We start from the raw sequence: 21,365 nt of genomic DNA, 5'->3' as shown, positions 1-21,365 counted from the left end.
AATCAGAGGCCAAGATGCGTTTAATAAAGAGGACTTCCTCAATTTAGAGAAGCCGCGTAACCAGGAAAACTGCCACAATGATCATTATCACTCCTCCAATGCGATGAATAACCAAGGACAGGTCACTTGGATCTGCATCACCCTTAAACCGCCACCAATTAGATAATAGCCAAGATGTTGTGGGACTTATGACAGAAATTAATCCAACGATAAAAAACGCAAAAACAAAAAGCCACATTGGGCAGCCCTCCCTTGAATACCATACCTGTTATCTCATTCGCCGCTCCATGGCGCGGATCTCCTCAGCGATCAGAGCAAATCCGGCCTTAATCTGAGCGTTCTCTACCCCGATGATACATATTCGGATTCGGTCATTATGTTGATTCTCCGGCAACAGATGTTGATCCACATTCGTCACTGAAATTCCCCTCAACTTCAGACGTTCCTGTATCGCAGAGGCCTTCACATACTTCGGCAGCCAGAGGGTGATGAACACGCCGGAGGAGGGGCAAGTATAAGGGACGCCCCTGCCAAATACATCGGCGCACACCTCGGTGGCATAGCGCATCTTCTCGCGGTAATGGGTCCGAATCCTGGCTGTATGTCGTCTGTACAAACCGCTTTTTATATAAATCTCAAGCGCCCCTTGAGAAAGGATTGGCGACGAAACATCCGCAGCATGCTTTTGGGCAAGGAACAATTCCAGTAAGGGTACAGGCAGAATAACGGCCCCCATTCGCAAGCCCGGCAGAATCGTCTTGGAGAAGCTTTTGACATAAATGACATGGTTGGATGAATCCAGTGCATACAAGGGGTCCGCCTTCGTATCGTCCTCCAGATCCGCCAGATAATCGTCTTCGACGATATAGACGTCATACTGTCTGGCAAGCTCGGCGATCCGCTGCTTCTGCTCCAGCGTATAGGAGGTGCCAAGCGGATTGAGAAATCTCGGTACCGTATAGAAGAATTTGATGCATCCGCTGCGAAAATGAGCCTCCAGCTCTTCCAGGTCGATGCCCTGCTCATCTCGTTTGATGCCAATAACGGGACAGCCGGCAGCACGGGCTGCCGCGAGGAAACCGAAATACGTCGGCTGCTCCACCAGCACGGCCTGCCCACCGCCCGGGAATGGCAAGCGTGTTAGGATCGAGAACGCCTGCTGAGCTCCAGTAACGACAGCGATGCGGTCCGGCTTGGCGAAAATCTGCTGCTCATGGAAATACTTGCACAGCTCGTTTCTTAATGACCATATCCCCTGCGGATCGGTATAGCCGAACAGCTCCTCCTTATACAGGGAAATCGCCTTACGCAGGCAATGCTCCATCTCACGGAATGGCAAAAAATCGCCTCGGGGCGTCGTGGAGGCGAAATCAAATGTCATACTTTCCGTTCGCTCAGGCGCAATGCCCTTCCCTTCTACGAGGTAGTACCCACTCTTGGGTACAGGGTAGATGACATCCTCTCGCTCCAAACTCTGATACGCCCGAACGACCGTATTCGGACTGCAGGAGAACATTTTCGCCACGGTCCGGACAGAAGGCAGCTTGTGACCCGGCCGAATATGCCCTCCCTCCATCTCCCGGATCATAAAGGCAACAATTTGTTCGTGTTTCGTCTCCATCCCGCTCATTAAACCCACTCCCCTGTATTAATACAGTTGATCAAAATTGTCCTGGCATTTTCCTATCCTATGATTAGAATTAGCTTATTCCAAGAGTTAGCGGAAGTAAAGATATATGAGAGAGCTGGAGGGAAGAGCAATGAAAACAGACCGGGGGTATGCATGGGTCATTCTAGGATTTCTATGGACACTTGGTTTTGCAGCGGCTATCAGCCGATTCGTCATGTCTTATTACCAGCACGAGATGGCTTCGGATCTGGGCGCGGACCTGACCTTTATCAGCTTCACATGGTCTTTCAACATCGCCGTAGCCGCCATCTGTTCTCCACTCGGCGGATGGTTAACCGACCGCTACGGTCCTAAAAAAGTAATGCTTCTGAACGCACTCTTTGGGGTGCTGTCCATGCTGACCGTGCTCAAGCTTCATCATCCGGCGGGGTTTTTCCTGGGGCTCGGACTGCTCTCCGGTCTGTCCGGCATGGCCGCAAGTACGGGATATGTCCTGGTTGCAAGCTGGTTCAGCCGGCATAAAGCGAAGGCACTTATGATTATGACCAGCGCGAGCTCCCTTGGACTAGCCATCCTGACACCTCTTTTTGTCAGCAACCGGGATTGGCTGGACTGGACAACGGCATTCACGATTACCTTATGGGTTACACTTCTATCCATACCACTGATCCTGCTTATTCTGAAAGAACGCCAACCGGGCCAGCCTGACGCGAAGCCTCTTGACTCCGACTCGCCTCCTCCTTCGCCTGCACGGCTGCAGCTTCTCTCAATCGTCAGGGAGATGGCAACGAACCGTACGGTGCTTCTGGTAATCTTCGCCTTATTTACTTGCGGCTTCAGCATGGGTACGGTTGAGATGCATCTGATGGCCATTCATCGGCATGATCAGGTTGGCTCGGCAATGTTCACATCCTCACTGAGCATTCTCGGTCTGCTTGAACTTGCAGGCGGACTGCTGTTCGCTTTTCTCTTGGACCGGGTGTCGAGAAGTCTGGCCTTATCCTTCCTGTATCTGTTCCGCATTGTGGCCTTTACGATGCTGTTTCTGCACTTCAGTATCTCTCCGATCATCTTCTCGGTTATCTTCGGAGCCAGCTATTTAGGGGCGATTCCCGGCGGCATGCTGGTGGCTAGTGAAGCCATGGGTCAACGCTCCGTTGGGCTGCAGACAGGGGCATTGCTTGTTTTTCATCAGGCGGGTGCTGTTCTCGGTTCCTTCGCGGGCGGATTTCTGTTCGACCTAACGAATAGCTACCAATGGTTGATCGGCCTCAACCTGTTGTTCAGTGCCCTGTCGGCAATGGGCTACTACGGAATTCACCGGGCGTCGAATCGCAGACGGTCTGTATCCGATCAGTCGGCGGCCAAGGCTTAATAAAATTTGTATAAGCAGGTGTTTATCATGAAGATGGCATTTATTCTGTTCCAAGGAATGACGACTCTGGACCTTATCGGCTTCACCGATGGGATAACCAGGCTTTCTCGCATCCGTCCCGAAGCTGAGATTTCCTGGGATTATTGTGCAATGAATGCGCAAATTACGGATGATCACGGACTCGCGTTTGCCATATCGCGGCTTAAGCCGGATCTATCGGAATATGACCTGGTCTTCGTTCCCGGCGGCTTTGCCACAAGGGAGCTAAGATTTGATCCCGACATGTTGACGTGGCTGCGGACAGCCCGGAATGCAAAGTATCTCGTATCCGTGTGCACCGGATCACTGCTTCTTGGCGCAGCTGGCCTGCTGGAAGGCAAGCGGGCTACTTCCAATGCATCCGCTTACGAGCTCTTGGCCCCCTACTGTAAGGAGGTCGTTCAAGCACGCATTGTCCAGGATGGCCGTATCATCACGGGCAGCGGGGTATCTTCATCCATTGATCTCGGTTTGTATGTGACCGAAAGGCTAACCGATGAAGCTGCCGCTGAACAGTTGAAGACGGAGATGAGCTACCCGTACTACCAGACGGGAACTTCATCCTCGGTCTATCATGCCAAGACGGGCATCTAAATCTGGATGTCGCAACGGGGAGGCCTCGTTTAGGTTAAGCCTAGCCCCTCCAACCTGAAAACCAACTCGGATTTGAAATCGAGTCGTATCCGATACAGTAGAAAGGGACAATCCGTGCTTGGGCATCAACGCCAAGCTGGATCGTCCCTTTCCCTTTATCAGCTTATCTGCAGTCGGTCCGGTTATCCGTACGCTCAACGAATTTCCGTTCCGGGTTCCAGCGCCATGACGGAGTCTCTCCCTGCACATGCAGACCCCCTACCCATTTATCGATCATTCCGGTGCAGGCATAGTCGACCTTTCCGTCTAATATGTCACGCCCCCGATTCGTTACTTGCAGCACTCGATCCTGGAATTGGGGAACGGAAAGCTTGAAATCAGGAAAAGGCTCCGTTCCATCGATCAAGAGCAAGGGATCCGACCCCTGCGTCATCTTCGCCAGGTAATACCAGTACTCTAGGTCTCCCATGCCAAGCGTATGGAGCTGGTCCCCCACCTTTCGGAACAACTCATGCGGCTTATCGGTTCCGCCCGCTACGGCCTCCAACGTGGTCTGCTCGATGATCCCGAGTCCATTATTTACAGAGGGCAGCCGTGCCAAATGAGCTGCGAATGCATCCCTCGCAAAAGGCAGTGCCGAGGAGTCCATCTCCAGCATATGCTGATGTTTCTCCGGCAGATCTGAGGTATAGGATTCCCACAACCTGCTGCCCAGCATGAGCTCTTCTTCTCCAATTTCATGCCATGTGCCCGATAAAGTTTCGAGCTGCTCCGTGCTAAGCTGCCCCAGCCCGCGGAACAGCTCGATGCCCGGGTATGCGCCAATGCACAGCAGACTCAGCTTCGTATTCCCCAGTGACTGTTCCTTAAACCAATGCAGCAAATAGGCCAGCATCGTCTGGTCAAACAGATCATGCTCAAACCAGAGCACGATTTCATCATATTTGCGAAAATCCTGGAGCTTCCCCTCCTGTGACTCGCAGGTCTCGATATATTCCTTCTGTGGAATCCCGAGCGTCTGCTCCAGATATTGAGCTCTTGTTCTCCGGTGATCCGGCTCGTCCATGCGCTTAAAGACCGGACCGAATGAATAAAGCTCTCTCCACACCAGGATATCCCCTTGAATATTCCCTTGCTTCAGCTTATCCCCCACTGAATCTCCGTTAACGATATGCAGCATACGTCTGCCTCCCTCATATAGATCGGTGAACACCGATACAAAGTCGGCTACATGAAGCGTGTTCTTCAGCTTCCGCCTTGCATCAAAGAGCCGCTTCTTCAAAGCCGGTAAAGAAACGTCCAAATACTGCGAAATCTCACGCAGGCTGTAGCCTTGAAAATAATAAAGCTGGACGGCAATCCGCATGCTGGATGGCAAATCCGCAATCGTAGCATGAAGCTTACTGATCATTTCTCTTTTTTCCACGACCGACTCCAGGCTTCGCTGCTCCTCTGATGGCAATTCTACCTCATGGATTGGTACCATTTGAAAATGCTTACGGCGCAAGTCCCTGTAACACTGCCGCTCCACAATCACTTTGAACCATCCGGGAAAACGCCGGGGATCCTGCAGCTTATGCAGATTTGCAAAGGCTTCCGTAAACGCCTCCTGCACGGCATCCTCGGCTAAATGGGGGTCCTGCAATTTATCGTAGGCTACGGCGAGCGCCATGCCGGTAAAATGCCGGACCAAGCTTTCCTGAGCCCCCCTACTTCCCTCTCGGGCTTCTTCAATCCATTGGAACACGCTCACTATCCTCCCTTCTCGATGTCTCTATCTCTTAAGTGCCGATTCATATAAAAAAGGTTACCTCACATTCCAATATTATCAGTTCTTTATGAATGCAAAACCTTATGTATGGCATTTCAGGCTATGGTTGCAGCTTGTCTTTAGGCGTAATTATCTCATAAAAAAACTGTCCCAATCATCAAATGCAGACAATTAGAACAGCTTTATCTTCACTTTCTTCTGTCTAACTCATTCGTTCTCTTCTATGCGCTCAAAATATTGAGCGAGTTCAACAATCATGGAGCCCATACGTTCCTTCTCCGGGACGATTATTCTGTGAATCCCCTCAGCATGCAACGCTTAAAACGTTACTTTACCCACGGCAGCAGCAAGCACTTTCTGTTCAAAAGCCGTCTTCACCTTCTCATCTTGCCCCACTTGTCTTGCATACTCAAACAAATAATTTACCTGAACCCTTGTCGTAAAGCAGACGGCGTCCACTTTTCCTTCGATCAATTCCTCGGTGATTTGTACAAGTGTCTCTCTGTCTGGTGCATGATAACGATAAGGAAGCACTGTTTGTACGTCCAGCCCACCTTTGTTCTTTATAAATTGAAAAAGTTGATTGGATAATTCACCATGCAGCTGAATCCACACACGCTGATCTTTCATATCAAACACCTGAAGTTTATCAATCATGCTGGCAATAGTTCCGTCATCATCACAAACCACGGGGTGAACGCCGGACTTCTTCAAGAACGCATTAGTTTTATAGCCGCGGCAGGCAATCTTGGCCTCTCGAAGCTTCTCTTCAAAAGCTTGCACGACATTCATTCGTTCTGCCGCTTGATACATGGCTTTAAACCCTGTACCTGTCGTAAATATGAACCAATTCGCTCCTTCTTCTATAAAGCGGGACACATCCGCCTCTACCTCTTCCGGACTGGAATCCGTCAAACCCTGAAGCGACCGAACAACTGGAACCGCACCTCTTCGTTTAATATTTTCTTCTCTGTATCAGTATGGGTAACTGACGTTCCAGTATGAAGCTCAATACCATTCTCTATATACCAGTCCCAATCATTCAAAATAATATCTTCGACCGCTTTACTCTTCTCCAGAACATATGACAACTGAATACGATTATAATTCGGATAGGGCTCGCTCCCGAATACGGTGATCTTATAAGTGTTGGGTGAAAGCTTTAGGATCTGCTCCACGGTGTTGATCCCTGCCATCCCGTTACCTATCACCACAAGACGTTGATAATCCCGGTTTCCCATTATCTTATGCCTTCCAGTCCATTTAAAAAATATGTAAAAAATAGCCTTTAACCTACTAAACATAACATAAATACACGAACCATATTTCCCAAAAATTATTTATTTTTATTTATGAAATCCATTCCTATCTAAGCGCTCTTTTATGGTAACTTGCAGCTTGTTTTACTCGTTTAATGATAAAAGGAGCTGACAAAACCATGTTCAAGAAAAGAAAGATCATTTATTATTTTCTTTGCACCGTAATTCTTTTAACAACAGCTTGTGGCAAGGAGCAGGCGAGGGAAATCGAGAAAAATCCAGTTGATCAAATTCCCATTGTTTATGAGAATCAGGACTATCATTTCACACTGGAACTACCGGGAAACTGGAGGAATGCTTACATCATTTCTGAGAAAGATGAGAGCATTGAATTTCTGAATAAGGCCAACAATGAGGCTGGAGCAGGCGGCGCTTTATTTACCATTAGAGTATTCTTAGAACAGCAGTGGCAAGAAGAGGGTGAAGACTTGCTTAATAACATCCATATTGCCGAAGTTGGTAAATCTGATGGGAAAGTATATACATTCAGTACGCCAACCGATGTTCAGTTCAATAGCGGGGATGAACAGCTGAAAGAGGGATATTCTGAAATGTTTAAGGATGTCGAAGACATTAAAGATTCATTCCGGCTAACCAAATAAGCAGCATAGAATAACCCCCAGAGACTGGGGGTTATTCTATTACTTCATTTATGAATCTGTCAAAATTCCTCGCCAGTGATTCCTGGGGAAGTCATGTGAAAAGGAGCCCTAGGATCAATCGATCAACTGCTTCACAAGCTCGCGGTTGCGCTCTTTGAACACCTCGTTATGGGAGGAGACCATCGCAGATTTACCGGCATCCGGCTCAATGAACTGCTTCGCACTGTTCACCGCGTTGGCGGCATCCTGGAAGGCGCCTGCAATGAGATGCAGCTTCCCGTCGAAATGCAGGATATCGCCTGCCGCATACAGTCCTGGAATTGAGGAGCAGCAGTTTGCACTGCCTGCGACATAGTAATCATTGACCCGATGAATATCGAGCTTGCTGTTCTCGAGCAGGGACATATCCCGTTCATAGCCGTGATTAATAATCACCTCGTCAACAGCCAGATACGACACTTCCCCCGTTGCGTTATTGGTCAATTCTACCCGTTCAATCACCTCATGATTATCTGAAGCGATGAGCTTTGTAATCGACGTATGGAGATAACAGGTGGCCGAACTGTTCATCAGCTGCTCGACTTGGGCTTCATGGCCTGACAATTCTTCCTTGCGATAAGCCAGGAATACCTTCTTCGCTACAGGCTCCAGCTCATTAGCCCAATCGACGGCCGAGTTACCACCACCGGAGACGATCACCGTTTTGCCCTTGAAATGCTGCAGGGACTTCACCGTGTAATTCAGGTTTGACACCTCAAACCGCTCCGCTCCTTCAATCTCCAGCTTCTGCGGATTCAGGATTCCTCCTCCGACCGCCACGATGACCGTTTTGGACAGATGCACGCCGGAATTCGCGGTATGTAGTTCGAATATTCCTTCTTCATTGCGGGCAATCGACTCAACCTTCTCGCTTAGCAGCACATCGGGATTAAACGTCAAGCCTTGCTGAACCATCTGCTCAATCAGCTTTGCGCCGGGAGTTGGGGTCAACCCACCGACATCCCATATCATTTTCTCCGGATAGACATGAACCTTTCCGCCAAGCTTGGGCTGATATTCGATAATCTTGGTCTTCATGCCGCGCAGGCCGCTGTAAAAGGCCGAGTATAACCCCGCAGGTCCTCCGCCAATAACCGTTACATCCCAGATTTCGTTCCCTTTCATGTATCTCACTCCCGGTCTATAGATTAAAAGGCTGTATATGGAACAACCCCTAACGTAAATGATTATCATTATCAATTAGTATACGTTGCCTTTCTCTATTTTACAATCCATCTTGTGTTAAAAATCTATTTTAACCATCCTACATCTATATATAGAATTCATTTAATCAAATGATCAACATATAGGATTATTCATTGTAGAACATGAATATCTTATAAAATTTGCATTAAGATATTTATTGACAATAACACCCCTAACCGGGTTATAATAATTGAAATTGAGAATCATTATCGTTTGGCAGCTAACTACCTGGAGGTGAAATGATGATTCGCCTAAGTACAGATCAAATAAGCGTCGGTTACGGCGAGAATCTGATATTGAATCGTCTTAATGTAGATATTCCGGATAAAAGAATCACAACGATCATCGGGCCTAACGGCTGCGGCAAATCCACGCTTTTGAAAGCTGTTACCCGTATTATTCCCTACCAGTCCGGTGCAGCCATCCTTGACGGGGAAGAAATCGCCAAGATGAATACCAAGCTGCTGGCGAAGAAACTGGCCATACTGCCTCAGACTCCGGAAGGACCGGGCGGGTTAACGGTTGGCGAGCTTGTATCCTATGGTCGCTATCCTCATCAGCGTGGTTTTGGCCGCTTGACGAAGCAAGATATGGAAGTCATTGACTGGGCGCTTGAAGTTACAGGAACCCAGGATTATAAATACCGCCCGGTGGATGCGCTGTCCGGCGGACAACGCCAACGGGTATGGATCGCGATGTCACTCGCCCAAGAGACTGAAATGATTTTCCTCGATGAACCAACTACCTACCTGGACATGGCACATCAACTAGAGATTCTGGAGCTGCTGGAACGGCTCAATATCGAGCAGGAACGGACCATTGTCATGGTACTACATGATTTGAACCAGGCTGCTAGATTCGCTGATTATATTATTGCGATGAAAGACGGCAATGTCGTTCAGGCTGGCGATCCGGAAAGCGTCATATCTCATGAGGTTCTTAAGAAAGTGTTCCATATTGATGCCGAGATTGGCCGCGATCCCCGTACAGCTAAACCGATCTGCATTACGTACAATCTATTAAGAGGAGAACAAGAAGAACGGCCTCTAGCCGAACAGCTCCACCCAGATGAAGAAACGGCTCTGCCTGTTTATCAAGCTGCTGTTCATTCGTAATGCTGTCGTCTCATGCCATGATTGGCGATTTACCTGTTCCTTATCAGGAAACATATATTCAAGGACAGGTGCATATTTATCGCATGTTCAAAGCCCTCTATCCCCCTTATCGGGTGTAAGAGGGCTTTTTGGCATGAACGCATTAATATACATTCATAATATATATAAGGTAAAATAAGGGTAAGTTGCTGCTTGGGAAGGAGTGAGGGAGATGGCAAAATTATCGAGCGGTTCATTTGAACAACGATGGAGCTTAACGTTTCCTATAGGGCTCCTTCTGATCATCAGTTCGCTAAGTATATTTTGGTTATATGATCTATGGATCGACCTTGGGTTGTCTTCACAGGCTGCGGTCCGGATCAATATGGCGATTACAGGAACATATCTCATTGGTTATCTTGCTGGCGTGCTGTATGTTTATTTTGATCGTTGGTATGTAAATATGGAACGTTCCAACACCGAGGGTGATAACCTCCATTCCGGCCCGTTAAAGAAACGAATCCTCCTTCAATCCCCCCTGTTTCTCTTTGCGGTCCTGAACATCCTATGTTTCTTTGAGGTGCACGGATTGTTCAGATCTTACGAACTGTCTTCCTGGTATGCTTACTATCTTCATCTATCCCTGTTGTGCTTGTATTGGTTCGGCTATGGCTGCAGTCATCTCCGGACATATCTCCAACAAAAACAAGAGGGAGCATGAGGCGCTGCTCCCTCTTGATCTTATCTTGCGATCGGCTTCACTTCTTACTCCGATTAGCTGCTTCCTCCAAATGACGAAACCGTTTCAGATCAGCCTTCCGAATCGGCAGCGGCTCGCGGCTCAGCAGCTTCAACACCGCTATGATTAATAGGAGAAGCAGCACCGTAAACGGCAAGGCCGCGATCAGCGAAGCGGTCTGTAAAGCTTCAAGCCCACCTGCATACAGCAGCACACCCGCGATAGCTGCCATGAGCGTACCCCACACGATTTTGGCAAATTGAGGAGGGTTCAGGCTGCCATAAGTGGTCATGCTGGATAGGATGTAGGTCGCGGAGTCGGCCGATGTTACGAGGAACGTCAGAATGAGTATAATCGCAAGCACATTCATGACGGAAGAGAACGGTAATTGGTTGAACAGCTGGAACAATGCCGATGTCACATCCGCATGAACAGCCGCCGCAATCCCGGTATTCTCGTGCAGATCAAACCAGATCGCCGTCCCGCCAAAAACCGCGATCCAAAGACAGGCAATGACCGGGGGGACAACCATGACACCCACGATGAATTCGCGAATGGTCCTCCCCTTCGATACCCTCGCCACAAAGGCTCCTACATAAGGCGACCAAGCGATGGCCCAGGCCCAGTAGAAGATCGTCCATTCCCGTACCCAGGTGCCTTCCGCATAGGGTTGAAGCCGAAGGCTGTATGATACAAAATTCGAAATATAATCGCCCAGTGCCAAAGTGAACGTCTCCAGGATAAACACGGTCGGGCCACTGACAAATACGAACAACAGGAAGACCAGCGCCATAGCCAGGTTAAGGTTGCTTAAATACTTGATCCCTTTGTCCAGCCCTGTAGTCGACGAGATCATATATGCTACATAGATAATCACCAGCATCACGAGCTGCAATCCTACCCCATTATTAAATCCGGCTATCGTGTTCAAACCACCACTCATCTGCAGAACACCAAGTCCGATTGAGGTAGCAATCCCCATAACTGTTGCGATCACTGCCAGAATATCGATCGCGTTCTTCACCCCAGGCTTCGAACCGGTGACAGGCTCAAGCGCAGTGGACACTAACCCATCTTTCTTCTTCCGAAATTGAAGAAATGCAATGACAAGACCGACAAGGGCAAATACGGACCATTGACTAATGCCCCAATGAAAAAAGGCATACCCCATCGCCACACGTGCCGCCTCTGCGCTCTGTGCTTCCATGCCTGCGAACGGCGTTGTGAAAAAGTGACTCATTGGTTCCGCAACGCCCCAGAACACAAGACCCACACCAAAACCTGCCGAGAACAGCATCCCGATCCAGGTGAAGAACGGATATTCCGGCTTCTCTTTATCTCCTCCAAGGCGGATAGCCCCGTACTTACTTGCGGCCACCCAGATCAAAAATATGATGATCGTGAAGATCGAGAGCAAATAGAACCAGCCGAAGGAGTTCGTGGTGAACCTGTATAAATATCCTGCCACCTCACCGAAAGCTCCAGGCCTCACAGCACCAAGTACAGCAAGGATGGCAATGATAATGGCCGAAACTGTAAACACTACATTTTTGTAAAATTTCCCTTTCAATTGCTCCACCTCAACTATTTAGACATTATTTCCTATACAGTATCTGTATTTAAACCGGAAATGATGTGCCTAATCGTTAAATATCGCAGTATGGGAGAGATAAAGGGATAGGAAATAGGCGTATACGTTATGTAGAATACAAAAAAGCAATCCGACGCTCGTGGTAAACAAGCCGGATTGCTTTTAAACTATCGGTATATTATTCCTTCACGAACTCTTTCGTGCTGCGCACGGTATCAATCGGACGGACCATCGACTCGATCTGCTCACGCTTCGGCTCCAAGAATGGAGGCAGAGATAGCTTCTCACCCAGCGTTTCATATGGCTCATCTCCCATAAAGCCTGGGCCATCCGTAGCGAATTCAAACAAGATTTGCGGCGCAACGCGTGCATACAGGGACTGGAAGAAGTAGCGGTCTACAAAGCCCGAAGTATGGAACTGAAAGCTGTCCAGACGCTTGATCCAATGGTCCAGCACCGAACGATCTTCTACCCGGAAGGCTGCGTGGTGAACGGTACCAAACCCCTGCTGGGCCCGCGGAAGCACGGCATTATACTCCACAACGACCTGGGCGCCATTGCCGCCCTCGCCCACTTCAAACAGATGCATCGAACCTTCCTGACCGATCTCCGTAAACTGCAGTACCTTCTCCATCATTTCCTTGAAGTAATCGAAGGTGGATACCCGTACGAATATTGGGCCTAGTCCTGTAATCGCATGTTCCAGCGGAATGGGACCCTTCTGCCAAGGGGTACCCGAAGCCACACCCTCGTTCTTCTCATCGGAGATAAGCTGATACTGCTGATCGTCAAAATCGACGAAGGCAAGTACTTTTTTGCCAAACAGCTCTTGAATCCCTTGGTGCTTTACATCCATCCGATCAAATCGGTTGACCCAATACTCCAGTGCGGCATCATTAGGGACGCGGAACGAAGTTTTGTAAATCTCGTCTGTACCGTGTCTGCCCTTCGGAATACCGGGGAAATCGAAGAACGTCATATCAGTTCCCGCGCTGCCCTTATCGTCAGCAAAGAAAAGATGGTATGTCTGAATATCGTCCTGATTAACCGTCTTTTTTACAAGTCTCATGCCCAGTACATAGGTGAAAAACTCGTAGTTCTTCTCTGCGCTGCTGGTAATGGCTGTTACGTGGTGAATACCTTTTAATCCATTCATAATCAAATTCCTCCGTCTCTTATATTTAAGAAGTGTTCGCAACTTTTCACAATATATTATTTCGAATTAATAAATCTTTAACTTAAGATAATTATACCACGAAAATATTTTAACGTCAATATTCAACAAATTTAAACAATTGTCGATATTTAATTTATACGTCAATGATGGGGGAATTTTATGAATGCTATTGAACAATTAAAGCACAAAGATATGCAGAGTAAGAACAAGCTCATGCTGATCATGTATACCAGCTTCACTTTATTGGGATTGGTCAGCATTCTTTTAGTGAGTCATACGGGGTTCATGTTCTACGGATCACTTGCGCAGGTCATCTTATATCCCGTGTTGTACTTCATATTAAAAAGAGTTCATAAAGAACAGTGGTTTGCTTATATCCTCGTTATTGGCGTTCATCTCTATAACTTCGCTACTGTCAGCGTCGTAGGTGGAAGTCTATCCATGATCGTATTTGCCATGTTTTTTGCCGTTTTTGCGGCAGCGCAGTTCAAGCGGGTTCTTTTCTGGATCGGCTACGGTCTGGGTTTCATCAGCATCATTCTAAATAGCCAGTTCGCTACCGCTACATATGCTTATGTCAAAGATGAACTAGGCCTTCTAATCATGATGTATGCCTTCTTCGGCCTGCTGCTAGCCCTGCTGATTCACCTTAATCAGAAGCAATTCAAAAACTTGCAAGACTATGCAGATCGTTCGGAAGCAGACGCGCGTGCCAAGGAAGAACAGAAGGCCCTGCTGGAGAGCGAATTACTGACGCTTGCGGAGAATATCTCCAAGATTAACGAAAGATCACAGAGCAATCTAAACTCGCAAACCGAAATGAAAACCGCAATCGTGGAGCTGTCCTCAGGCAGCCAGGCTCAGAGCAGCCAGATCACTTCCATTGCCGAGAAAGCCCATGATAACCTGAATGCCATCCATGCCATGACTAGCATCTCGCAAGAGCTTATCCATGATTCCGTCACTTCCAGCAATCTGGCAGAAGAGGGTCAGAGCAAAGCACGGGATTTGGCCCATCAAATGGATCATCTACACAACATCATTACTACGCTTCAGGAGAATTTCACGACGTTATCAGCCAAAATTGAAGAAACGAACCAATTCGCCCATGATATTAAAGATATTACGGAGCAAACCAATCTGTTGGCTCTGAATGCGTCGATCGAAGCAGCGCGTGCCGGGGAAGCAGGGCGGGGGTTCTCGGTGGTTGCCGGAGAGATTCGCAAACTGGCGGATCAGACGAATAAAGCGACTGTGAAAATCACGGATAATCTGAATGAAGTTAATATGTACAATGCAGAGGCTCAAAATAATATGCAGTCCAGCAGCCTCAGTCTACAACAGAGCGTGGATTCCACACATGAAGTTAACAGCACATTTATTCAGCTGGATGAAATTCTCAAAAAGTTAAACAAGCAGTTCAAGGAATTTGAAGGGCTGTCGGGTGAGGTTGGTGAGAACAGCAAGCATGTCGAGTTCTCCACCAATGAATTTGCCGCCATCATCGAGCAAGCATCGGCAAGTTTGCAGCAGGTGAGTGCTTCCATAGAAACCATGACGGAAGACAATCAGCAGATCGCCAGTTATATCCTTGAGACTGCTGCTAGCGCAGATAATATCAAGAAAACGATGGTTTAACCTGCGAGTGACTAAAAAGAAAACGGCCGGACATGATGTCCGGCCGTTATTGTTGTTATGGCTCTTTTAGCATTTACGGGGATACTCCACATCTAAATTGAGTACACCCAATGACAGGCAACTTTTTCTACATAATTAGAGTTCGACTTCCAAACAGTTTCTAAAGTTAAGTTAATTAGATGCCCGGCAAGGGAGTTGATTGCGGATCTCTAGTCTTTACCCCGACACCAGCTCGGCTCGGACAATTAATCGATGGGTAGCTTCATAGAGAGGATCGCAGGTGATCAGAGTAATACTCTGCTTATCCAGATCTCCCTCCAGTACGGATATGTCAGTTGGTTCCACAACTGATACCTGATCCACTTGGTAAACCAGATCCCGCCCGTTCGCTTTGATGATCACTTCATCCCCGTAAGTAAGCTCATTCAATCGATTGAATAGACGCCCGGTTTTATGGGCCCGATGGGCTGCAATGGCGGCATTTCCGGCTTGTCCGAGCTTCGCTGTACCCGTCAGATGAGCCGCTGCATTTTTCATATTAGACTGGGTAGCTCCCTCCAGAATGGGAAGTTCCATATCTAGCTTGGCAATGCTGATTATGCCGACCGTCTCCCCCTCTTTATAGTCAGCGGGCTCTACGTAGGCTGAGGCAGCCGCTTCTCCCTCGTCCAGAATACGGGACATTTCCTTGAAATGTTCGGCTGCATTAAGCTGCTCTGCAGCACGGAGCTGTGCCTCAGCCTCGATCCGTGCGGCTTCCTCCAGCAGCTCTTTCTGCTGGCGGTCCCCATTCCAGTCGCGAAGCAGCGGATACAAGAATATGAAGAAGCCAACAAGGATCAAGACGATCGATAGTTTCCTCATTGTAGCCCTCCTTCTTATAGATTAGCCAAATTTCAAAATCCCCCTCTCCCGCTATGAAGCAGAAGAAGGGGGTTCATCATTTATTGACGTCTACTACGCAGACGATACAAGTACATGCCTGCGAGCATTAGAACCAATCCGCCAAGCTGAAGTGGAAGCGGATTGCTCTCCCCTGTTTTAGGGAGCACAGCAATCGGGGTTTCCGGCTTGTCTGCTTGGGCATGTTCACTATTCGCATTGTCCTCAGCCGATGGAGCAGTTTCTTCTGGTTTCACCGTCTCATTTTCAATCAGAGAACCGTCCTCTCCCGATATCTCTTCCGGGGCAGGACCTGGATCACTTTCGCCCGGCACAGCTGGATTCGTTGCGTCCGGCTCAATGATAACCTCAGGAACAGTTGGCTTCACCTCATCGACATGACCGCCTGGTGACGGATCTGTCCCATTCTGCGAAGGACCTGGAGTGCTTGGATTAGGCTCCGTTGGGCCTGGGTTCGGCTCTGATGGTTCTGGGCTCGGTCCAGGGGTGCCTGGATCTGGACCTGGCGTGCCTGGATCTGGACCTGGGTTACCTGGGTCTGGGCCTGGATTGCCTGGATCTGGACCTGGGTTACCTGGGTCTGGGCCTGGATTGCCTGGATCTGGACCCGGATTGCCTGGGTCAGGACCTGGGGTGCCTGGATCTGGACCTGGATTGCCCGGATCTGGACCTGGGGTGCCTGGATCAGGCGGAGTGCTCTTTTTACTGTTGGTTATTTTAATACTCTTCACATCGCCCGTTTGTTTAATGCTTGAATCAATAGTAATCTCTGTTATTGCTTGATCGATTACATATCCTTCAGGAGCTGAAATCTCCTCCAATATATAATTACCGTACAGCAGCTTGGTGAACAATGCCTTCCCTTTGTCATCTGTTGTGAGCGTCACTGCAGGGCGCTTCCCTTCTTTGTCTTGCAGAACAAAGGTCGCTCCTTCAAGGGTAAGCGAGGCATCCTCCTTATCCACCTTCAAGACTTCCAGGCTTCCCCGGACGCCTGAGCCTGTACCGGAGCCGGAGGACATGCGTACTTCAAACTGCTGTTTGCTCTCCGTTTTACCCTTCGTAATACCCACGCCTTCAAAGGCAACCGAATTGTTAACCAACTCCCGGTCGGCTGCATCAATCAATGTTTCATATTCCAAGATGTAAGGACGATCAATCGTCTCTAAGAATTTCAATATAAACTTCTCGGTATCTCCATACACAAATTCAAGTTTGTATTTCGAGGCGTCTACAGGATCTGACTTCTTGACTTTGCCATCGGCCGTAACCTCTGTCTCGTACAGCCGGAAGGAATCCTCATCCAAAATCAGGTTGCTTGACGGCTCGTCCGTAATGACAGCTTCTTGTACCTGTGATTGCCCGAAATTAATATTCAAGGTCCACTCGATTCGCTCGCCCTTCTGTGTACCTTTCTTATCGACATATTCTCCGCCCTGCGGAATCTTCACATTGCCATCCCACTTAGATACTATCGTACCTGCATCCGTGAGAATCGCTTGGTTGTTGATCTGTCCCTGCTCAATGATCCGATTGTCAAGCGCAGTCTTGAACGTGATCTGGAAAGGTTCTGTCAATGTCTTTGCAAAAGCCACCTGAAGCTCAAAGTCATTCGATTCAGTCGGTGCTGTCACGCTGTATTCCGTGGTAGGTATTAATCCATCGGTTTCGATCTTTCCATCCTTGTCCACTTTCAGTTTATATACATTAAGAGAATCTGGTATAAATTCCTGCGGAAGATTCAATTTATCCTTAACAACAGCTGTCCCCAAGTTCTTGTAATTGTAATTTCCGCGGATAGTCCAGGTAATCTCCTTCTTGATAGCGTCATATTTTCCTGACTTATCCCCGTTTTGTATCGTCAGTGCGTTTGGCTCCTTGCTTGCTTCTCTAATCGCTCTGAACGATTTGCCGCCAGCTTCCCAGGTAAGAACTGCCTTATTCCGGAAGCTCCGATCATTCTGATTGATTCGAAGATCAGAATCGAACTTGGTTGTGTATTTGATGATGATAGCCCCATCAACCGGCTTCAGAAACTCTACATTAAATCCTTTTTCAGGATTAGCGGCATCCACTGTATAATCTGTATTCTCGATCAGTGGTTTACCATCTGCGGAGATCTGAATCCCGCCATCAAGAACCAGCCCGCCATTGGAGAACGTATCCGTTAATACCACCTTGTCCATTTGGTAAGCGTCCTGATTAATCTTAATTTCCCAAGTCGTCGTTTTGTTGTAGTAGTTAATTCCGGTATTGCTCTTTATAAGTGCCAAGCTTTGCATCCACTGCTTCGCTTCTCTCGTCACACCGTTCGCATACACACTGTTCGTGACGGTTTCATCCTCGATTACACGCTCGCTTGCTGTTGTCTGGTAGTCAATCTTATATTCAGAGCTAACTTCTTGATTAAACACCAGATTAAATCCATATTCACCGCCGCTGTTCACAGGGGTAAGATGATAGTCCGTACCTTCCCTCAGAATAGCTCCTGTCTGCGTGTCAGTGACGGTTAATGAATCCTTCACAAGCTCCTGAGTTAAGTTGAAACGATCCTCAAGCATTGCTTCCTTCAACGGTATGACCGTTTGACGGGAATTGTACAGAATGGACCAGTTGATAGTGCGCGTGTCCTGATCGTAGGATGTCACGCTTTTCGCCAGTAACTCTCCCCAATCAACTGTCTGCTTATTCTCCGCGTAAGCCTTCTGCTGGCCGTTCTCGAACAGCATCGCCTTATTGAGGAACTCCGTCTTACTATCTGAATCGATCGTCGTAGAATATACGATCTGGTAGGCTGCATCCATTGACGCCTTCTTCGTGATTAACAGCCTGGAAGCATCTGACTCATCGATGTCAAACTCGCCAGTAGCATCAGCCCCTATTAAAGTACTGCCATCTACATTGACAGTCAGACGGTTTATTTGAATGGAGCCTGGTACCAGAGTTAGACCCGAAGGGATCAAATCCTCGATAACAGTCTGATCCAGCCTCGATAATTGTGTATTCACTTGAAGCCGCCAGTCGATCGTAGAAGGCTTGCCCTTGGAGTCCTTGATAACCTCTCCGCTTTTACCAAGAAGCTCACCCTTGGCCGGTTTTACCGGAATGATGATTCGCTGGATACCATCGCGCAGCATAATCGGAATCTCGACGTCCGCGCTTCCTATGATCTCATGCCGGCTAATCTCAGTTTGAAATCTTAGTGTCCCTCGAACCTGGGAATTGTCCACATTCGAGTTGAATGTGATCACAGCATGGCCGCTTTGTGTTACGGAGAATGTACCGACGTTTCCGTTGTCCGTCTCCAGAAATCCGTTAATGCTGTTATATAGTTTAAATTCTTTCGGGAGGTCGAATTCAAACGTCATCCCATCACTATAACCGTGGCCATCCTCCAGTTCCCATTCATAGAACAGGATGGCATCCGAGCCAAGCTCTACCCGGCCGACATCCGGATTGTAGACCGAGTCAATGACGGTCCCGCTCGAATCCTCGACTCTGATCTTGGTCAAAATGCTATCTCCCGTGCTCGCACGATAATGATAGACTGCATCCGTAACCGATAATCCGCTGCCAGCTCCCTGGTCTGCAGCAAGACCCGAGACTTCAGCCGCATAGGCATTCCCATCGAATGATAATGCACGAACCCCTGTCCCAAACATCCCTTGAACAAGCAGCAGGATGATCAGAACGAGCATGCTTCCTTTCTTCTTCATGAGTTCACTCCATCTCCTAGTATGTTTTTCATCTGTTTTTCTATGAGAATAGTATGTAGGTCGGATTACAGGCACAAAACAGATGGTACAGCTTGTGATCATACCAGAAAGAACTCGACAATTTCTCTACAAAAGTTCTACAAACAACTTATTTATGCGTTCAAATACCCCAGTTTGGCCTTCAACTACAGGATAAAGCAGCTGCTCCTCCATAGTAAAAAGGGGCTGCTCCCTATCATCCCAAGATGACAGGAAACAGCCCTGTTCAATTACAAAATCATATCCAGCTTATTCAGGCGGCACACCAGCACGTTTGCCGTCTACCTTAAGCATAATGTTACTTACGTTCAACCCAAATCCAGCCATCGCCCTCCAGTTGAAGCGTAGCACCGAGCGCTTCGGCTAGAAACCGCAATGGAACGTAGGTAGATCCATCCGAGTGGACGAACGGAGCTTCCGGCAATGTTACGCTTTTACCTCCGACACTGGCTTTTTTGGATCCAGGCGTCAGCACGATTTTTTCTCCTGTCAGATCATTGATGATGGTAATGCTCTTCGAACCTTTGGTCAGCTTCACTTCGGCATCCAGCTGATCGGCCAGATAACGGAGGGGAACGAAGGTCTGATTATTTTTCTTGATTGTACTGGTTCCAAACTCCCCATTCGAGGTATTGAGGAAAAAATATTTATGGCTAATCCCCAGATCATCCTTCAGCGTATTGTAAACCAGAGAATCCTTCTCAAAGCTGCGCAGCACTTGGCCAGGCGTTACCGAATCGCTTAAAACGTCAAGCACTCCCTGAGAAGTGTCTACCTTATTGGCTTTCACAGCGCCTCCGATATTCCAGACTTCACCTTCGGAATACACCTTCAAGGCCTTAAATGGCAGGTCCTCGGAAGCTGGAAGCGCAACGGTCAGCTCCAGTGAATTCTTGCGTGTATTCAGCTGCCCATCAAAATAATAGTCCAGCTTGAGTACGGTTCCCTTACTCAGAACCGTATCTATTTCAGGGAGCTCTTCTTTCAACTCCTGCTTCTTACCCTCAAAATCCTCCACCAGTTCGGTCAGACTCAAAATGATAGGCTCGTATATCGAAGCGATGACCTCTTCTTTAGACTCCTGCGGCAGCGCTTCTTCACCATAAGCTTCGCTTATGCTGGCAATCATCGGTGCCATGGCGTCATAGAAATCGCCGATCAGCTGCTTTATGCCCGCCTCGTCTTTTAACAGACTCTCGGCAAAAGGCTTGATCATATTCAAAATCTCATCACCCGACAGCTCCATCTGGAGATGCGTCAGATTCAAGCTTTCTCCGTTCACCTTCTCCTGGACTGGCTTCACCGCGATCTTGGATGGATTCGGGAAGTGCTTCAACAGAAGCCCTGTCGCCTTCTTCACCACATCTTGAACCGCCTGCTCATACTGGCTGGTATCCGGCAGACCCGGAACGTTGGTATCCATCGCCAGATAGATCGGCTGCTTCGCGCCATCCAATTGAATCGTCATTCCTTTGGAATCCATGAAGATATGCACCGGCAGCTTCTTGTCCAGATATTGGATGCTGCCTTGAATGGACAGCGTTTTGCTATCCTGAACGATGGCATGATCGATATTCAAAGATAATGAATTAATAAGATCGATTGCTTCTTTATCTTCAGGCGTTAAAGTCTTATCCGCAGCTACTAACTCAATCCGAAGATTGGACCTGGATTCACTGGATTTCACGTCAAGACTGGTCAGCAGAGCCTTGTTGATATCCAATCCACCGACAGATTGACAACCTGTCATAATGACCATTACAGCAGCGATAAGTACAGTTAACCATTTAAATTTTTTCATCATATTAAATTAAGTCCCCTCCCAAGTGATAGGCTTATCCTCTATTATCGGCAGGGAGGAAATGATTGTAAATAGGTAATTATGCCTCAGGC

16 protein-coding genes and 1 pseudogene are annotated in these 21,365 nt (G+C 48.0%); 6 read left to right on the top strand and 11 right to left on the bottom strand.

The annotated features are described in order from the left end of the window. Positions 1 to 43: 43 nt before the first annotated feature. Both ABEQ74_RS09630 and ABEQ74_RS09625 read right to left on the bottom strand, forming a co-directional pair. Complete coding sequence (locus ABEQ74_RS09630; protein WP_430121840.1) at positions 44 to 238, bottom strand: DUF6199 family natural product biosynthesis protein; 195 nt, start codon at positions 236 to 238, stop codon at positions 44 to 46. A 30-nt stretch (positions 239 to 268) separates the two neighbouring features. Continuing rightward, on the bottom strand, positions 269 to 1,630 hold the full coding sequence (locus tag ABEQ74_RS09625) for a PLP-dependent aminotransferase family protein (protein WP_430121838.1): 1,362 nt from the start codon (positions 1,628 to 1,630) through the stop codon (positions 269 to 271). A gap of 130 nt (positions 1,631 to 1,760) precedes the next feature. Here ABEQ74_RS09625 and ABEQ74_RS09620 point away from each other — a divergent pair, with 130 nt between their 5' ends. Beyond that, a complete protein-coding gene (locus tag ABEQ74_RS09620; RefSeq protein WP_430121836.1) occupies positions 1,761 to 3,005 on the top strand; it encodes an MFS transporter in 1,245 nt (414 codons plus the stop codon). A gap of 27 nt (positions 3,006 to 3,032) precedes the next feature. After that, positions 3,033 to 3,638, top strand: a complete 606-nt coding sequence (locus ABEQ74_RS09615; protein WP_430121834.1) for a DJ-1/PfpI family protein — start codon at positions 3,033 to 3,035, stop codon at positions 3,636 to 3,638. Positions 3,639 to 3,801: 163 nt separating this feature from the next. Here the strand turns inward: ABEQ74_RS09615 and ABEQ74_RS09610 are convergent, their stop codons facing one another. The 3 genes and pseudogenes from ABEQ74_RS09610 to ABEQ74_RS09600 form a co-directional block, all read right to left on the bottom strand. Beyond that, positions 3,802 to 5,385: a sigma-70 family RNA polymerase sigma factor gene (locus ABEQ74_RS09610; RefSeq protein WP_430121832.1), complete on the bottom strand. Its 1,584-nt coding sequence runs from the start codon at positions 5,383 to 5,385 to the stop codon at positions 3,802 to 3,804. A gap of 342 nt (positions 5,386 to 5,727) precedes the next feature. Further along, a complete protein-coding gene (locus tag ABEQ74_RS09605; RefSeq protein WP_430121830.1) occupies positions 5,728 to 6,324 on the bottom strand; it encodes a uroporphyrinogen-III synthase in 597 nt (198 codons plus the stop codon). A gap of 41 nt (positions 6,325 to 6,365) precedes the next feature. After that, positions 6,366 to 6,650 (bottom strand): annotated as a pseudogene (locus ABEQ74_RS09600) (FAD-dependent oxidoreductase); the annotation flags it as partial. A 197-nt stretch (positions 6,651 to 6,847) separates the two neighbouring features. Here ABEQ74_RS09600 and ABEQ74_RS09595 point away from each other — a divergent pair. Beyond that, on the top strand, positions 6,848 to 7,330 hold the full coding sequence (locus ABEQ74_RS09595) for a methyltransferase (RefSeq protein WP_430121828.1): 483 nt from the start codon (positions 6,848 to 6,850) through the stop codon (positions 7,328 to 7,330). A 114-nt stretch (positions 7,331 to 7,444) separates the two neighbouring features. Here the strand turns inward: ABEQ74_RS09595 and ABEQ74_RS09590 are convergent, their stop codons facing one another. Then, the gene (locus tag ABEQ74_RS09590) at positions 7,445 to 8,494 is read right to left on the bottom strand and encodes an NAD(P)/FAD-dependent oxidoreductase (RefSeq protein WP_430121826.1); all 1,050 of its coding nucleotides are present in this window, start codon (positions 8,492 to 8,494) and stop codon (positions 7,445 to 7,447) included. Between the two features lie 323 nt (positions 8,495 to 8,817). Between ABEQ74_RS09590 and ABEQ74_RS09585 the strand changes: the two genes are divergently transcribed. Further along, a complete protein-coding gene (locus ABEQ74_RS09585; protein WP_430121824.1) occupies positions 8,818 to 9,690 on the top strand; it encodes an ABC transporter ATP-binding protein in 873 nt (290 codons plus the stop codon). 211 nt (positions 9,691 to 9,901) lie between these two features. Further along, the gene (locus ABEQ74_RS09580; protein ID WP_430121822.1) at positions 9,902 to 10,390 is read left to right on the top strand and encodes a hypothetical protein; all 489 of its coding nucleotides are present in this window, start codon (positions 9,902 to 9,904) and stop codon (positions 10,388 to 10,390) included. A gap of 37 nt (positions 10,391 to 10,427) precedes the next feature. On the opposite strand, the gene ABEQ74_RS09575 is transcribed toward ABEQ74_RS09580, so the two are convergent. Both ABEQ74_RS09575 and ABEQ74_RS09570 read right to left on the bottom strand, forming a co-directional pair. Beyond that, entirely contained in the window at positions 10,428 to 11,978 is a 1,551-nt protein-coding gene (locus ABEQ74_RS09575) for a BCCT family transporter (RefSeq protein WP_430121820.1), read from the bottom strand. Positions 11,979 to 12,177: 199 nt separating this feature from the next. After that, complete coding sequence (locus ABEQ74_RS09570) at positions 12,178 to 13,155, bottom strand: ring-cleaving dioxygenase (protein ID WP_430121818.1); 978 nt, start codon at positions 13,153 to 13,155, stop codon at positions 12,178 to 12,180. 180 nt (positions 13,156 to 13,335) lie between these two features. Here ABEQ74_RS09570 and ABEQ74_RS09565 point away from each other — a divergent pair, with 180 nt between their 5' ends. Then, complete coding sequence (locus ABEQ74_RS09565) at positions 13,336 to 14,814, top strand: methyl-accepting chemotaxis protein (protein ID WP_430121816.1); 1,479 nt, start codon at positions 13,336 to 13,338, stop codon at positions 14,812 to 14,814. A gap of 216 nt (positions 14,815 to 15,030) precedes the next feature. On the opposite strand, the gene ABEQ74_RS09560 is transcribed toward ABEQ74_RS09565, so the two are convergent. The 3 genes from ABEQ74_RS09560 to ABEQ74_RS09550 all read right to left on the bottom strand — a co-directional run bounded on the left by ABEQ74_RS09560 (position 15,031) and on the right by ABEQ74_RS09550 (position 21,276). Continuing rightward, positions 15,031 to 15,678 carry a class D sortase gene (locus tag ABEQ74_RS09560; RefSeq protein WP_430121814.1) on the bottom strand — a complete coding sequence of 216 codons (648 nt, stop codon included), beginning with the start codon at positions 15,676 to 15,678 and terminating at the stop codon, positions 15,031 to 15,033. An 80-nt stretch (positions 15,679 to 15,758) separates the two neighbouring features. After that, entirely contained in the window at positions 15,759 to 19,433 is a 3,675-nt protein-coding gene (locus tag ABEQ74_RS09555; protein ID WP_430121812.1) for a collagen binding domain-containing protein, read from the bottom strand. A 337-nt stretch (positions 19,434 to 19,770) separates the two neighbouring features. Then, positions 19,771 to 21,276, bottom strand: coding sequence for a stalk domain-containing protein (locus ABEQ74_RS09550; protein ID WP_430121810.1), 1,506 nt, complete (start codon positions 21,274 to 21,276; stop codon positions 19,771 to 19,773). Positions 21,277 to 21,365: the final 89 nt, after the last annotated feature.

This window comes from Paenibacillus solani, assembly GCF_050475945.1.
Taxonomy (GTDB): Bacteria; Bacillota; Bacilli; order Paenibacillales; family Paenibacillaceae; genus Paenibacillus_AQ; species Paenibacillus_AQ solani_A.
Note: the sequence above shows the minus strand (reverse complement) of the source record. Positions and strands in the feature narration are given on the sequence as shown.

Excerpts from the sequence above, each read along its gene's own strand:
- ABEQ74_RS09625 (WP_430121838.1), bottom strand. The coding sequence starts at position 1,630 with ATGAGCGGGATGGAGACGAAACACGAACAAATTGTTGCCTTTATGATC.
- ABEQ74_RS09595 (WP_430121828.1), top strand. The coding sequence starts at position 6,848 with ATGTTCAAGAAAAGAAAGATCATTTATTATTTTCTTTGCACCGTAATT.
- ABEQ74_RS09580 (WP_430121822.1), top strand. The coding sequence starts at position 9,902 with ATGGCAAAATTATCGAGCGGTTCATTTGAACAACGATGGAGCTTAACG.
- ABEQ74_RS09570 (WP_430121818.1), bottom strand. The coding sequence starts at position 13,155 with ATGAATGGATTAAAAGGTATTCACCACGTAACAGCCATTACCAGCAGC.
- ABEQ74_RS09565 (WP_430121816.1), top strand. The coding sequence starts at position 13,336 with ATGAATGCTATTGAACAATTAAAGCACAAAGATATGCAGAGTAAGAAC.
- ABEQ74_RS09550 (WP_430121810.1), bottom strand. The coding sequence starts at position 21,276 with ATGATGAAAAAATTTAAATGGTTAACTGTACTTATCGCTGCTGTAATG.
- ABEQ74_RS09560 (WP_430121814.1), bottom strand. The coding sequence starts at position 15,678 with ATGAGGAAACTATCGATCGTCTTGATCCTTGTTGGCTTCTTCATATTC.
- ABEQ74_RS09615 (WP_430121834.1), top strand. The coding sequence starts at position 3,033 with ATGAAGATGGCATTTATTCTGTTCCAAGGAATGACGACTCTGGACCTT.
- ABEQ74_RS09620 (WP_430121836.1), top strand. The coding sequence starts at position 1,761 with ATGAAAACAGACCGGGGGTATGCATGGGTCATTCTAGGATTTCTATGG.
- ABEQ74_RS09590 (WP_430121826.1), bottom strand. The coding sequence starts at position 8,494 with ATGAAAGGGAACGAAATCTGGGATGTAACGGTTATTGGCGGAGGACCT.
- ABEQ74_RS09585 (WP_430121824.1), top strand. The coding sequence starts at position 8,818 with ATGATTCGCCTAAGTACAGATCAAATAAGCGTCGGTTACGGCGAGAAT.
- ABEQ74_RS09630 (WP_430121840.1), bottom strand. The coding sequence starts at position 238 with ATGTGGCTTTTTGTTTTTGCGTTTTTTATCGTTGGATTAATTTCTGTC.
- ABEQ74_RS09555 (WP_430121812.1), bottom strand. The coding sequence starts at position 19,433 with ATGAAGAAGAAAGGAAGCATGCTCGTTCTGATCATCCTGCTGCTTGTT.